This window comes from Arcanobacterium canis (genome assembly GCF_029625435.1).
In the GTDB taxonomy this organism is placed as follows: domain Bacteria; phylum Actinomycetota; class Actinomycetes; order Actinomycetales; family Actinomycetaceae; genus Arcanobacterium; species Arcanobacterium canis.
The window spans coordinates 818,864-833,415 of record NZ_CP121208.1 but is presented as its reverse complement, the minus strand read 5'-3'; the positions used below and the strand labels follow the sequence as shown (position 1 = coordinate 833,415).

At 53.4% G+C, this 14,552-nt stretch carries 7 protein-coding genes and 3 rRNA genes; all 10 read right to left on the bottom strand.

Going from position 1 to position 14,552, the window contains the following annotated elements; genetic code table 11:
- Positions 1-60 precede the first annotated feature (60 nt).
- Positions 61-1,080, bottom strand: a complete 1,020-nt coding sequence (locus P7079_RS03700) for an HAD-IIA family hydrolase (protein WP_278013483.1) — start codon at positions 1,078-1,080, stop codon at positions 61-63.
- 17 nt (positions 1,081-1,097) lie between these two features.
- A complete protein-coding gene (locus P7079_RS03695) occupies positions 1,098-2,357 on the bottom strand; it encodes a tetratricopeptide repeat protein (RefSeq protein WP_278013482.1) in 1,260 nt (419 codons plus the stop codon).
- Positions 2,358-2,593: 236 nt separating this feature from the next.
- Positions 2,594-2,710, bottom strand: a 5S ribosomal RNA gene (rrf, locus tag P7079_RS03690).
- 100 nt (positions 2,711-2,810) lie between these two features.
- A 23S ribosomal RNA gene (locus tag P7079_RS03685) occupies positions 2,811-5,893 on the bottom strand.
- Between the two features lie 220 nt (positions 5,894-6,113).
- Positions 6,114-7,638: ribosomal RNA gene (locus P7079_RS03680) — 16S ribosomal RNA — on the bottom strand.
- Together the 16S, 23S and 5S rRNA genes form the textbook arrangement of a ribosomal RNA operon.
- 547 nt (positions 7,639-8,185) lie before the next feature.
- Complete coding sequence (gene tyrS / locus P7079_RS03675) at positions 8,186-9,451, bottom strand: tyrosine--tRNA ligase (RefSeq protein WP_278013481.1); 1,266 nt, start codon at positions 9,449-9,451, stop codon at positions 8,186-8,188.
- A gap of 58 nt (positions 9,452-9,509) precedes the next feature.
- Positions 9,510-9,998 (bottom strand): arginine repressor, encoded by a 489-nt coding sequence (locus P7079_RS03670; protein WP_278013480.1) that lies wholly within the window; start codon positions 9,996-9,998, stop codon positions 9,510-9,512.
- A gap of 79 nt (positions 9,999-10,077) precedes the next feature.
- The gene (locus P7079_RS03665; RefSeq protein ID WP_278013479.1) at positions 10,078-10,881 is read right to left on the bottom strand and encodes an SDR family NAD(P)-dependent oxidoreductase; all 804 of its coding nucleotides are present in this window, start codon (positions 10,879-10,881) and stop codon (positions 10,078-10,080) included.
- The gene (gene pheT / locus P7079_RS03660; protein WP_278013478.1) at positions 10,874-13,471 is read right to left on the bottom strand and encodes a phenylalanine--tRNA ligase subunit beta; all 2,598 of its coding nucleotides are present in this window, start codon (positions 13,469-13,471) and stop codon (positions 10,874-10,876) included. The genes P7079_RS03665 and pheT overlap by 8 nt, the downstream gene beginning before the upstream one ends.
- 2 nt (positions 13,472-13,473) lie before the next feature.
- Entirely contained in the window at positions 13,474-14,550 is a 1,077-nt protein-coding gene (gene pheS, locus P7079_RS03655; RefSeq protein WP_278013477.1) for a phenylalanine--tRNA ligase subunit alpha, read from the bottom strand.
- Positions 14,551-14,552: the final 2 nt, after the last annotated feature.

Here is a 14,552-nt window from a genome sequence, read left to right as displayed (position 1 = left end):
TCCTCCTCAGACGCCATTGTACCCTGCGGGCGCAAAGCGCCCGCAGGGATTATCCACAGATTAGCGGACAGCAATAGCTCCAGGAATCAAATTCGGATCGAGATGGATTCCTTGATCTTGCGCATCCCATGCAGCACTTGCTGCAGCGCGATATTGCTCATGTGTCAAGGAAACTCCAATTGGTTCACCATCGACAATCACACGTTGATCAACGACCTGAGCCGACGCGCCGTCGCAGACCCAACTCTCGCCGTCTTTGGTTACTTCGCTGAACGCAATTCCAAGATCACGAAGATCGCGTGCAAGTACACGCGGGCGTGACTTTTCCTCAGCAAGCAAGACGTCACGAACTTGCGACACTCCTGTGAGCACATGGACTGAGATAATTCCTGCTGCATTCGCACCAACAGTATCTGTATCCAGTCGATCACCAATCGCGATTGGCGAAGTCAAACCGGTGCGAGACACTGCTAACTGATACATATCTGGTGCGGGCTTACCGGCGCTCAATGGCGTGACACCGGTTGCATTAACAACTGCAGCGACCAACGAACCATTGCCAACTGTTTCGCCGCGTTCGCGAGGCATTGTCGCATCCAAGTTAGTGGCAACATAGACAGCCCCCTGCCGTATTGCCAGCACGATCTCAGAGAGCTCAACCCAGCTCACATGCTCAGCAAAGCCTTGCAAAACAGCCGCGGGATGATCATCAGCGCTCGTGACGACATCGAAACCCGCTTCCCGAAGTGCTTCAAATACGCCGTCGCCGCCGACGGCGAGCACCTTCGATCCGGCCGGAACCTGCTCACTGACTTGCATAACACCAGTTATCGCGGTATTAATAACGTCCTCAGGGGCCGTTGGAATGCCGAGTTCGGTCAAGTGCTCGGCGACTTTTACCGGTGGACGCGACGAATTATTCGTCACATAAACCGGATGAACACCGTGTTCTTTCGCCTCTGCAATCCCCTCAGCTGCAAAGGGCGCTGCTTGTTGACCAAGATACGCCACGCCGTCAAGGTCTGTGAGCATCAAATCCGCAATATCGTTGAGAGCTGGTCCTGCGTACTGTTGTGTCATCGTGTTATGTACCTCACTCACTGCTCATCTTCATTGAGACCATCGTCAGATGAATCATCGTTGAAAACAGCTTCTTCAACAGCCTCGTCCGCTAACGGCGCATCCTCAAGATCCTCGTCGTCGAAATCATCTCCTGCGAAATCGAGATCGTCCGTATCCTCTTCTTCAGAGGCAAGTGGAGTATGAGGATCCTCATCCTTCATATCATCGAGGACATCATTCAAGTCGTAAACGTCAACTTCGTCGGATGCCTCATCGTCGGCATATTTTGCGCGCAGCTCGGCGGCTTCCTCAGTTCGTCCGAGTTCCTCAAGGCGGTCTGCCTTAATTAAACTCGCGCGTGCGGCGACTTCTTGAGGAAGATTTGTAATCTTCAGTTTTTCCATGACCGCAAGTCCGCCTTCGGAATCGCCCGTCTCGGCACGTGCTCCAGAAACGACGAACGCCAACTCTACCTGTGCTGCAGGCTCAAGCCGGTTCATGGGGATACCCTCGATGAACCGAAGGGCTTTCTCCGGACGGCCCATGCCGCGCTCAGAGTCTGCTTCAAGCGGGACGTGCTGATAGTCGTCACTCATACGACGATACGTACGTAACTCACGCAACGCCTCTGCGTAACGCCCTGTCATGTAGGCTGTGATACCGAGAGCTTCGCGGACAATATCGATACGAGCTGCAGTAATGAACGCTGCCTTAGCATGTTGATATGCAACTTCAGGGTCAATATCAATCATCTCTCCAGCATAGGCAAGATGACGAGCAACTCGATGCGCGTTCTCATTGTTGAGAGAGTTCAGCCGACGGTATGCCGTGGGGTCGAGAGATTCAGGAGTGATCGATGCTGGAACTTCGAGTTCCGTAGTGGAAAGTTGTGCATCCTCGCGCCGATCACGCCCTTGACCTCGTTGCGACTTCGACTCAAAACGGTCGTCGCGTCGATCATCACGGTCATGACGACGATAGCCACCCCGACGGTCATCACGACCATAGCCACGATCATCACGCCTAAAACCGCGATCCGAACGCTCTCCACCGCGCAAACCACGATCATCATTATCCCGACGGAACCCATCACGACGATCATCACGGTCATGACGACGATAGCCACCCCGACGATCCGAACGATCATTGTGACGTGATTCTGATCGATAATCAGAAGAATCGTTACGTCGCCACTGACGTTGGGAATTGCCCCGACGTTCTGACGCTGAATGCCAACCAGAGGATCTCCGCTCGCGACGGGATGAGTGTTCATTATTGTCGTAATGGTTGGCCATTTTTACCTCACGGTTCAATTGTTAATCAGAAAACAGGCGCATCACAGGTGCAAAATAAGTCTAGCGCTGGCAACGCAAAAGATAAAACACGCCGCAATAATTCACATAAACGATAGCGCAGAAATTTACACCGAAAACATTTTGTGTGGGTGTGGGTGTGGCCCCCACCCAAACCTCCTGGTCCTGTTACCAGGACTAGGAAATGGTTTGTGTGGGGGCCACACCCTGAAGTTTAATGACGGCAGTGTCTTACTCTCCCACACCCTCACGAGTGCAGTACCATCAGCGCTGGTAGGCTTAGCTTCCGGGTTCGGAATGGGACCGGGCGGATCCCTACCGCTATCGCCACCGTCAAAACACGCGGACTAACACCACCACACACCCCCAAGAGTGTGTGTGTCTGGTGGTCCAGAATTGTATAGAAGACGCGAGAATCAATTATTAACATTGTTTACTTGTAGGTGGTTGGCCATTAGTACCAGTCAGCTCCACCCGTTACCGGGCTTCCACGTCTGGCCTATCAACCCCATCATCTCTAGGGGACCTCACACACCACAAAGGGGTGTCTGGAAACCTTATCTTAAAGCAGGCTTCCCGCTTAGATGCTTTCAGCGGTTATCCCTTCCGAACGTAGCCAACCAGCCATGCTCCTGGCGGAACAACTGGCACACCAGAGGTTCGTCCATCCCGGTCCTCTCGTACTAGGGACAGCCCTTTTCAAGTTTCCTACGCGCGCAGAGGATAGGGACCGAACTGTCTCACGACGTTCTGAACCCAGCTCGCGTGCCGCTTTAATGGGCGAACAGCCCAACCCTTGGGACCTACTCCAGCCCCAGGATGCGACGAGCCGACATCGAGGTGCCAAACCATGCCGTCGATATGAACTCTTGGGCAGGATCAGCCTGTTATCCCCGGGGTACCTTTTATCCGTTGAGCGACGGCGCTTCCACAAGCCACCGCCGGATCACTAGTTCCTGCTTTCGCACCTGCTCGACCTGTCAGTCTCACAGTCAAGCTCCCTTGTACACTTACACTCGCCACCTGATTACCAACCAGGCTGAGGGAACCTTTGAGCGCCTCCGTTACATTTTAGGAGGCAACCGCCCCAGTTAAACTACCCACCAGGCACTGTCCCTGAACCAGATCATGGTCCAAGGTTAGACATCCAGCACAACCAGAGTGGTATTTCAACAACGACTCCACACACACTAGCGTGCATGCTTCACAGTCTCCCACCTATCCTACACAAGCCGTACCAAACACCAATACCAAGCTATAGTAAAGGTCCCGGGGTCTTTCCGTCCTTCTGCGCGTAACGAGCATCTTTACTCGTAATGCAATTTCACCGAGTTCGCGGTTGAGACAGTGGAGAAGTCGTTACGCCATTCGTGCAGGTCGGAACTTACCCGACAAGGAATTTCGCTACCTTAGGATGGTTATAGTTACCACCGCCGTTTACTGGGGCTTAAATTCACAGCCTCGACACCGAAATGTCTCACCGTTCCTCTTAACCTTCCAGCACCGGGCAGGCGTCAGTCCGTATACATCCACTTACGTGTTCGCACGGACCTGTGTTTTTGATAAACAGTCGCTTCTCCCTGGTTTCTGCGGCCATCACCCCTAGCCAGAAAAAGGCTTCAAGGATCAGGCCCCCCTTCTTCCGAAGTTACGGGGGCATTTTGCCGAGTTCCTTAACCACGATTCTCTCGAACGCCTTAGCATACTCTGCTCGACTACCTGTGTCGGTTTAGGGTACGGGCGGCTCGGACCTCGCGTCGAGGCTTTTCTAGGCAGCACAGGATCACTCTACTTCCCCAAAAATAATGGGTCATCATCCAGCCTCACCCTACACGTCCCCCGGATTTACCTAGGAAACAGGCTGCACTGTTAAACGTGGCAAGCCATTAGCCACGCGGAAGCTACCACTCTGCGTCACCCCTGTTAACACGCTTACCTACACACAAGTTCAGATCCCACGCTCACCAACACCAGACTCCCGAAAGAGACCAGCACGGATCGGATGGTTAGTATCACAAGCTTCAGCATTGGACGGTCCTTCGCCGGTACCGGAATAACAACCGGTTGCCCATCGACTACGCCTGTCGGCCTCGCCTTAGGACCCGACTAACCCAGGGCGGAACAACCTGGCCCTGGAACCCTTAGTCATTCGGCGGACGGGATTCCCACCCGTCATTCGCTACTCATGCCTGCATTCTCACTCGTACGAAATCCACAACCAGTTACCTGTGCTGCTTCACCTCACGCACGACGCTCCCCTACCCAAACAAAAAAAGTTTGCCACGGTTTCGGCGGTGTACTTAGCCCCGCTACATTGTCGGCGCAGAATCACTTGACCAGTGAGCTATTACGCACTCTTTCAAGGATGGCTGCTTCTAAGCCAACCTCCTGGTTGTCACAGCAACTCCACATCCTTTCCCACTTAGCACACGCTTAGGGGCCTTAACCGGCGGTCTGGGCTGTTTCCCTCTCGACTACGGAGCTTATCCCCCGCAGTCTCACTGCCGCGCTGAACTTAATGGCATTCGGAGTTTGGCTGACGTCAGTACCCGGGTAAGGGCCATCAGCCATCCAGTCGCTCTACCTCCACCAAGCAACACGCGACGCTGCACCTAAATGCATTTCGGGGAGAACCAGCTATCACGGAGTTTGATTGGCCTTTCACCCCTACCCACAGCTCATCCCCTCCATTTTCAACTGAAGTGGGTTCGCGCCTCCACACGCTCTTACACGTGCTTCACACTGGCCATGGGTAGATCACCCCGCTTCGGGTCTAGAACATGCAACTACAACGCATTTTAAAACTCGCTTTCGCTACGGCTACCCCACACGGGTTAACCTCGCTACATGCCACTAACTCGCAGGCTCATTCTTCAAAAGGCACGCCATCACCCCCACCAAGAAGGCTCTGACGGATTGTAAGCGTCCGGTTTCAGGTACTATTTCACTCCCCTCCCGGGGTACTTTTCACCATTCCCTCACGGTACTTATCCACTATCGGTCACACAGAGTATTTAGGCTTACCCAGTGGTCTGGGCAGATTCACACGAGATTCCACGAGCCCCGTGCTACTCGGGAACACCACAACGAGCCAGCAACATTTCATCTACAGGACTCTCACCCTCTACGGTATTGCTTCCCAACAACTTCGACTATGCCACCAGTTTCTCACTCGCCAAGAGAACGTCGGTCCTCTCCAGCAGGTCCCACAACCCCGATCATGCAACACCCGACGGCTATCACACACAACCGGTTTAACCTCATCCGCTTTCGCTCGCCACTACTCACAGAATATCTTTTCCTCCGGGTACTAAGATGTTTCACTTCCCCGAGTTACCCCCAACTACCCTATACATTCAGGCAGCGGTCACCAGAAACAACTCTGGCCAGGTTTCCCCATTCGGACACCCTCGGATCACAGCTCGTTCGCCAACTCCCCGAGGCTTATCGCAGGCAACAACGTCCTTCATCGGCTCCATGTGCCAAGGCATCCACCGAACGCCCTTGAACACTTACAAAAAACCAAAAGATGCTCGCGTCCACTATACAATTCTCAACCACCACACCAACACCACAACAACAACCACCAACACGGCAATCATCATCACAGGCAGCACAGGTGTTACCCCAGAACCCAACAGCATGCCAGCTTCCCATTCCACTAGAAAACCCAACCCCCACAAAAACATGAAGGCTCTCCCCAAACATCAACAAAAACAGGAAGAAAAGGCTCCTTAGAAAGGAGGTGATCCAGCCGCACCTTCCGGTACGGCTACCTTGTTACGACTTCGTCCCAATCGCCAATCCCACCTTCGACCGCTCCCCCCAAAAGGTTAGGCCACGGGCTTCGGGTGTTACCAACTTTCGTGACGTGACGGGCGGTGTGTACAAGGCCCGAGAACGTATTCACCGCAGCGTTGCTGATCTGCGATTACTAGCGACTCCGACTTCATGGGGTCGAGTTGCAGACCCCAATCCGAACTGAGACTGGCTTTAAGGGATTCGCTCACCCTCACAGGATCGCAACCCTCTGTACCAGCCATTGTAGCATGCGTGAAGCCCAAGACATAAGGGGCATGATGATTTGACGTCATCCCCACCTTCCTCCGAGTTAACCCCGGCAGTCTCTCGTGAGTCCCCACCATAACGTGCTGGCAACACAAGACAAGGGTTGCGCTCGTTGCGGGACTTAACCCAACATCTCACGACACGAGCTGACGACAACCATGCACCACCTGTACACCAGTCCGAAGACTCACACATCTCTGCATGATCCCGGTGCATGTCAAGCCTTGGTAAGGTTCTTCGCGTTGCATCGAATTAATCCGCATGCTCCGCCGCTTGTGCGGGCCCCCGTCAATTCCTTTGAGTTTTAGCCTTGCGGCCGTACTCCCCAGGCGGGGCACTTAATGCGTTAGCTACGGCGCAGAACCCATGGAAAAGGCCCCACACCTAGTGCCCAACGTTTACGGCATGGACTACCAGGGTATCTAATCCTGTTCGCTCCCCATGCTTTCGCTCCTCAGCGTCAGTAACGGCCCAGTAACCTGCCTTCGCCATCGGTGTTCCTCCTGATATCTGCGCATTCCACCGCTACACCAGGAATTCCAGCTACCCCTACCGCACTCTAGTCTGCCCGTACCCACTGCAGCCCCGGAGTTAAGCCCCGATCTTTCACAGCAGACGCGACAAACCGCCTACGAGCTCTTTACGCCCAATAATTCCGGACAACGCTCGCGCCCTACGTATTACCGCGGCTGCTGGCACGTAGTTAGCCGGCGCTTATTCAACACCTACCGTCACTCACGCTTCTTCAGTGTTAAAAGGAGTTTACAACCCGAAAGCCTTCATCCCCCACGCGGCGTCGCTGCATCAGACTTGCGTCCATTGTGCAATATTCCCCACTGCTGCCTCCCGTAGGAGTCTGGGCCGTATCTCAGTCCCAATGTGGCCGGTCACCCTCTCAGGCCGGCTACCCGTCGACGCCTTGGTAGGCCATCACCCCACCAACAAGCTGATAGGCCGCGAGCCCATCCCCCACCAGAAAACCCTTTCCAACACCCACCATGCGGCAGACGCAGAATATTCAGTATTAGACCCAGTTTCCCAGGCTTATCCCAAAGAAGGGGGCAGGTTACTCACGTATTACTCACCCGTTCGCCACTAATCCACCAAAAGCAAGCTCCCAGCTTCATCGTTCGACTTGCATGTGTTAAGCACGCCGCCAGCGTTCGTCCTGAGCCAGGATCAAACTCTCCAAACAAAAACCAAAACCACAAAACAAATGCGGCCCCAATCAATAATCCAGAAAGCCCAAACAGGCCCCAAAAAACCAGACAAACTGGCATAAAAAACAGCCCAACCAAACCCACAAAAGGCCCAGCCAGACCAAACAAAAACCAACCCAAACCAAACACACAAAATGCTCAATCCAGGCCAGACATAAAAAGCTGACACACTATTGAGATCTCAAACAACACACTCACTTCAGAGATATTCCTTAAAAGAAATTCCCTTCAGAGACTGGATTAGAGTTTAATCCATTGTTGCAGACCTTTCAAATCGTAATCTCGATTTTCGGCTTTGCACTTCAAGAATCTCAACGATCTATTCTCGTTGTTTTTTCTTTCGCGCTTCGCAACAGGAAAATACTTTAGACAGATTTTTGACGTCCGTCAAATCATCTTTTAGTGTCGCTCGTCACATCCAATTTTTCTTATAGTTTTACCTTCGTTCTCATCGGCAATAGCAACGGTGGGGCTGGCTTTTTATAAGCCAGCCCCACCGTTTGATGATGAGTAGCAAGATGGTTATTGCTGTACGACCCGAACTACTGCCTGATTCTTTCGCCCCTTACGGATCAAAATAATTCCGCCTGGGAGAAGATCACCTTCGGCAATTGTTCGATTGGCATCGTCAACCTTAGTGTTATTGATATTTGCTCCACCCGATTCGATGGTCCGACGTGCTGCACCGCGGCCTTTTTCAAATCCGAGGGACACCAGCACATCGACCAGTTCATCGCCAAGTGCGGCTTGGGTATGCGGCAATTCTGCAGTTGCATCAGCCAGGGTACGCTCATCGAGTCCGGTTGGATCGTCCTTTCCAAAGAGAACTGCTGAGGCAGCAATAGCGCGCTTCGCATTCTGTTCGCCATGAACCCAGGTAGTCACTTCCTCGGCCAAAACTTTCTGTGCCTGGCGAGCCTGAGGCTGTTCAGCCACCGCACGCTCAAGATCGCCAATTTCTTCGCGGGAGAGGAAGGTGAACACTTTGAGCATATGAATGACGTCATCATCGGCCGTATTCAACCAGAATTGGTAGAACTTGTAAGGCGAAAGCATGTCTGGGTTAAGCCACACAGCACCACCTTCGGTTTTGCCAAACTTTGTGCCATCAGATTTCGTGATAAGCGGGTTAGTCAAAACATGAACTGACTTACCTTCAACCTTTCGGATGAGATCCATTCCGCCCGCCATATTGCCCCACTGATCGTTTCCGCCGACTTCGAGGGTGCAGTTGTAGCGTCGGAACAATTCGAGGTAATCATTCGCCTGAAGTATCTGGTACGAAAACTCTGTGTAGGACAGCCCCTCGTCGGACTCAAGGCGACGCGAAACAATATCTTTATTCAACATCGTTCCCATACGGAAGTTCTTCCCGAGATCACGCAAGAAATCAATCGCGCTCATTTCCTCGGTCCAGTCAAGGTTATTCACAGTTCGTGCAGGGTTATCGCCATCAAAATCAAGAAGCGTCTCAAGTTGTGCCTTGAGTGCATCAGCCCAACCAGCTACAACATTGCGGGCGTTGAGTGTACGCTCACCTTTCGCACGCGGGTCACCAACCAGACCTGTCGCTCCCCCAACAAGGACAAGCGGATGGTGGCCAGCAAGCTGGAGATGGCGCATAAGCTTCACTGCGACGAGATGTCCATGGTGGAGTGATGGCGCCGTCGGATCAAAACCGCAATAGAACGTCACCGGCCCTGATTCGAGCGCTTCTTTGAGCGCACCAAAATCAGTATGCTGAGCAATCAACCCACGCCATTGCAATTCTTCGAGGACATCAGTCACGGTCTTTCCTTTCTATGGTCACCCAACTATTGTGCCCTAGGTTCTCATAAAAGGCGATTTACCGCCCCACACGTCTGAGCAACTCTTCACGCAGCGATTGTGCATGTTCAGGAGAATCGGTAATGACCAATACCGTATCGTCACCGGCAATACATCCGAGCACCCCGACGAGGACTGCACGGTCGATCGCTGATGCGAGAAGTTGAGCTGCTCCAGGCACTGTTCGCAGAACAACCTGGTTTAATGCCACTACTGCACCTGTCATCAACTCGCTCGCCCAACGCTCAAACTGCCCTGGAGCGCCGGCGTCGGCGAAGCTCAGCTCAACAGCGTCGGGGATCTTGTAGACGCGCACGCCTTCTGCGTTGTATTCCTTGTAGGCGCGAAGTTCTTCCAAATCACGCGAGAGTGTCGCCTGGGTGACGTTAATACCGATATCAGAGAGAAACAACCTCAGTGCCGCTTGTGAGGCCACGGCATGATGTTCAATGATGTCAACGATTTTTGCCTGACGTGCAGTGCGGGTTTTCGGGACCGAGTTCGGCATGAACCCCTCTTCCATGTTGAATAGAGATAAAACTTGAAGAATTGTAATGCACAACGACTACCGTTGTGAATAACAAAAATCAATTGTCAAATCCCGTCATCCTCAAACGTCGATCCTCATGTCCGATACCGGACAGCGAACGTTCCTTGAGGTCCGCCAATGTATCTGTCCCAGCACGAATTTGTGCTCCAGACAGCCCGTCGAGATCTCCGTCGACGGCGGCGGCGATGATCTGCGCGACCTCGCTAGCGTCATTCCACTCGGTACGTCCAATATGCATATCAGCATCGCGAGTCATATCAGTTTTCACAACACCTGGTGCAACTTCAAGAACCCGCAGTCCGCGTGTATGTCCTGCCTCATGTAACGATGAGCCCAAACGAAAAAGCGCTGTCTTCGATACATAATAGGCCACAGTATTGGGTGTATCCCATATCGCGGCGCCTGAAGAAAGATCAATGATCCTGCCAAAACCAGCCTCAAGCATGTCCGGGACAAACGCGTGCGCAAGCAGATACGGCGCCCGCACATTGACTTCCATCACATGCCACCACGCCTGAGGGTCATCGTCCCACGGGGAAACTTCAGCCCCCATCACGCCTGCGTTATTGATCAACGTATCTGGAACACAACCATCGCAACGAATCTGGGCAACCAATTCATTAATGGAATCAACGTCGCCGAGTTCAGCTGCGTAAGTATAAACACTCGCGCCCAAATCTTGACATATTGTGGCCTGCTTCTGAAGAGCGGTCTGCGATCTGGCAACCAATAATAGTGTGCGGCCCGGGGCAGCAATCGCCTGCGCGATCACTGCCCCGATACCACGTGAAGCACCAGTCAACAAAATGACCTGAGATTGCGGTCCTCCATGCTCAGCCACGAAGCTGTGCTCCCAGCTTTGAACGAGTACGTTTGACGATCTTATGGCGCAAGCCAGCTGTTTCCTCAGCCGACAATGTGTGATCTGCCGAGCGGAAGCGCAGCGCAAATGCCAAAGATTTCTTACCATCCTCCACTTGATCTCCACGATAAATATCGAAAAGGTGAAGGTCTTCCAAAACGTCTCCGACCGCGTCACGAATTACTGTAGCGACATCGTCGATCGTGTACTTTTCATCAACAACGAGAGCAATATCTTCCTTTGCCGATGGGTAGGTTGCGACAGGAGCTACCTGAATGGGCTGCCCACCGCGGGCTTCCATGAGGGCATCAGCATTGAATTCGAATGCGATGGAACGCTTGGGCAGATCGAACGCCTGAGCGACCTTCGGGGCAAGCTCTCCTGCGTAGCCAATGATGGTCCCGGCTACGGTCAGCGCACCAGTTCGCCCCGGATGGAACGGCGCATACTGAGCCTTTTCAACTTTTGCTTCAACGCCAACACTACGTGCAGCAACTTTGAGAGCCTCGATAGCATCTCGCCAGTCCCAAATTTGTTGTTCGAAGCCAAAAACAGACGCAGTGACGTGAGGAGTTGCCACTCCAGCAATGTGGAATGGCTGCGATGGAATCGCTTCGTGGAGTTGGCTCAAAACATCGTCCGACGGGCGACGACCAGCCCCTGGGTTGTCAATGTTCACCATCTTACCTGGCAACGTCACAAGCGAAGTCTCGAAAATCGCGACATGCGGGTTACCACGTGCAACGTTCATCTTCGCAGTCGCCAAGAGCGATGAAAGAATCGAGGTGCGCATATATGGCGCGTCCTCTTGTAACGGATTAGCCAACCGAATCGCACGACGTCGAGGGTCATCGTTCTCAATTTGTTGCATGTCAAAGGATGCGGCCGACACGAATGGATAGCTCAGAACCTGCGTCCAGCCCTGTTCAGCAAAGGTGCGAGCGAGATCTCGTCGTTGACGTTGCATCACAGTCAGGCCGCGTCCAGCCGGAGCATGCGGAATCTTCGACTCAATCTTGTCGTATCCAATGAGTCGGGCAATTTCCTCAACGTAGTGTGCAGGGCCAACGAGGTCTGGACGCCAGGTTGGCGGCGTCACAGACAATAGGCTATTTTCTCCGTCCTTCTCGAGCACCTCGACAGTAGCGCCAATTTGACGAAGAATGCCCACCGTCTGTTCAACTGACGGCTTCAATCCCACCAAGCGCGCAGTTTCAGCGGTATTGAACGTCTGCGCCGACGGCAACGACACCTGATTGAACTCAAAGTTGGCTTCATCAATATACCCGCCGCCGAATTCAACCAAAATTTCGGCCACACGTTGGGCTGCAACCGCTGTGATCAGAGGATCAACACCACGCTCAAACCTCTTGGATGCCTCGGATGGAAGTCGGTGACGACGAGCCGCTCGTGCAATCGACACCGCATCGAAGTGAGCAGCTTCAATGAGAACATCAGTAGTTGATTCAGAGATTTCAGTGGCGCCGCCACCCATCACACCGGCCAAACCGATGACTCGCGCTCCGTGGCCACCTGCTGAATCTGCGATGACAAGATCTTCTGGATCAAGTGTTCGCTCAACATCGTCGAGCGTCGTCAGCTTTTCGCCCTCCTGAGCACGTCGGACAACAAGAGGAGCCACGACCTTGTCCAGATCATAGGCGTGAAGTGGCTGCCCAAGATCAAGCATCACATAGTTTGTGGCATCAACAGCCAAGGAAATCGGACGCATTCCTGCCTGTGCCAGACGCTCCTGCATCCACTTCGGCGACGAGGCGTTTGGATTCACACCACGCACGATACGCGTCACAAAGCGATCAGCACCTGGCACGTCATGAATAGGAGCGTCATCGTGGATTTCAACGGCGACACCAGCGTTGTTGAATGGAGCTAACGGAACGTCACAATTCTCTTCGAGGCCCGGATCAACAAAACGCGCACCGGTGGAATGGGAGAACTCGCGAGCAACACCACGCATCGAGAAGCAATAGCCACGATCGGGTGTGACGTTAATTTCCAGAACTTCGCTGTCCAGTCCGAGATATCCCAACACATCTTCGCCTGGAGCCGGAATCTGAGCGATCATCTCAGCATCGCCATCATGGGCAAGGACAATGATGCCGTCGCTTTCTGGTGCAAGTCCGAGTTCAGTGGCAGAGCAGATCATCCCATCTGAAATATGCCCGTACGTCTTGCGTGCAGCGATCGCAAAATCTCCTGGAAGTACGGCGCCTGGTAGCGATACGACGACATAGTCACCTTCAACGAAGTTATGAGCACCGCAGATGATGCCTTTCGACGGGAAATCAACCGGCTCTTTACCCGTACCAGGTTCGTCGTTGTATTTGCCGACGTCGACACGGCAGTAGTTGATCAGCTTGCCGTTTTTCTGCTCTTCTTTGACTAACGTCAGGACTTTGCCGACGACGATCGGCCCCGTCACGTCGCTACGGTGGATTTCTTCTTCCTCCAAGCCGACCTTAACCAGGTCAGCGGCAAGTTGCTCAGCAGTCAAACCAGCAGGAATCTCAACGTGCTCTTTTAACCAGTCAATGGGAACGAATGGCATAGTCAGTTACCTCTTCCTGTCGTGCCGAATTGAGCCGAGAAACGTACGTCGCCTTCGACCATGTCACGCATATCAGCAATTCCGTGACGGAGCATAAGAGTTCGCTCAATGCCCATACCGAATGCAAAACCAGTGTAGACCTCAGGATCAATACCTGAATTTCGCAATACTTCGGGGTTGACCATTCCACAACCTCCCCATTCGATCCAGCCCGGGCCACCCTTCTTTTGGGGGAACCACAGATCCATTTCTGCACTAGGCTCGGTGAAGGGGAAATACGACGGGCGCAGGCGCGTCTTTGCCTCAGGGCCAAACATTGACCGGGCGAAGTGATCGAGTGTTCCCTTCAAATGCTCCATGGTTAAACCTTTATCGACAGCAAGGCCTTCAACCTGATGGAACACCGGAGTGTGAGTCGAATCCAGAGCGTCCGTACGGAACACCTTCCCTGGGCAGGCAATGTAGAGCGGAACCCCACGATCGAGCATGACGTGTGACTGTACTGGTGAGGTGTGTGTACGCAGGACGAGGCCATGGGCCTCATCGATCTCATCGCGTCCCACTTCTTGGGCACCGGCAATGTAGAAGGTATCTTGCATCTGCCGTGCCGGATGATCAGGCCCAAAGTTCAACGAATCAAAATTGAACCACTCGTGTTCAAGTTCTGGGCCTTCAGCGATCTCCCAACCCATGCCGACGAAGAAATCACTGATATCCTCCACGAGAACGGTGAGCGGATGGCGAGCGCCAAGAGCGCCACGTCGAGTCGGCATCGTGACATCTACTGATTCTTCGGCAAGCATCTTTTCTTCAGCCTCCGCTTCGAGGCGAATGGTCGCCTGCGAGAGCGCAGCTTGAATTTGCTTACGCGCACCTCCCATGAGCTTTCCTGCGACGGGCTTATCTGCTTTGTCGAGGTTGCGGATTTGCATATTAGCGGCGGTGATCGGCGCGTTGTCGCCAGAGTGAGCCAGGCGCGCAGCCTTCAGCTCCTCTAATGACGACGCAGCTGCAAATGCTTCCTCGGCAGCAGCAACTGCGGCGTTGATTCCGGCCTCATCGAGCGGACTGAGATCCATAG

Bases quoted from the DNA above. Each gene is read 5' to 3' on its own strand.
- P7079_RS03695 (WP_278013482.1), bottom strand. From the start codon at position 2,357: ATGGCCAACCATTACGACAATAATGAACACTCATCCCGTCGCGAGCGG.
- P7079_RS03670 (WP_278013480.1), bottom strand. From the start codon at position 9,998: ATGCCGAACTCGGTCCCGAAAACCCGCACTGCACGTCAGGCAAAAATC.
- pheT (WP_278013478.1), bottom strand. From the start codon at position 13,471: ATGCCATTCGTTCCCATTGACTGGTTAAAAGAGCACGTTGAGATTCCT.
- P7079_RS03700 (WP_278013483.1), bottom strand. From the start codon at position 1,080: ATGACACAACAGTACGCAGGACCAGCTCTCAACGATATTGCGGATTTG.
- pheS (WP_278013477.1), bottom strand. From the start codon at position 14,550: ATGGATCTCAGTCCGCTCGATGAGGCCGGAATCAACGCCGCAGTTGCT.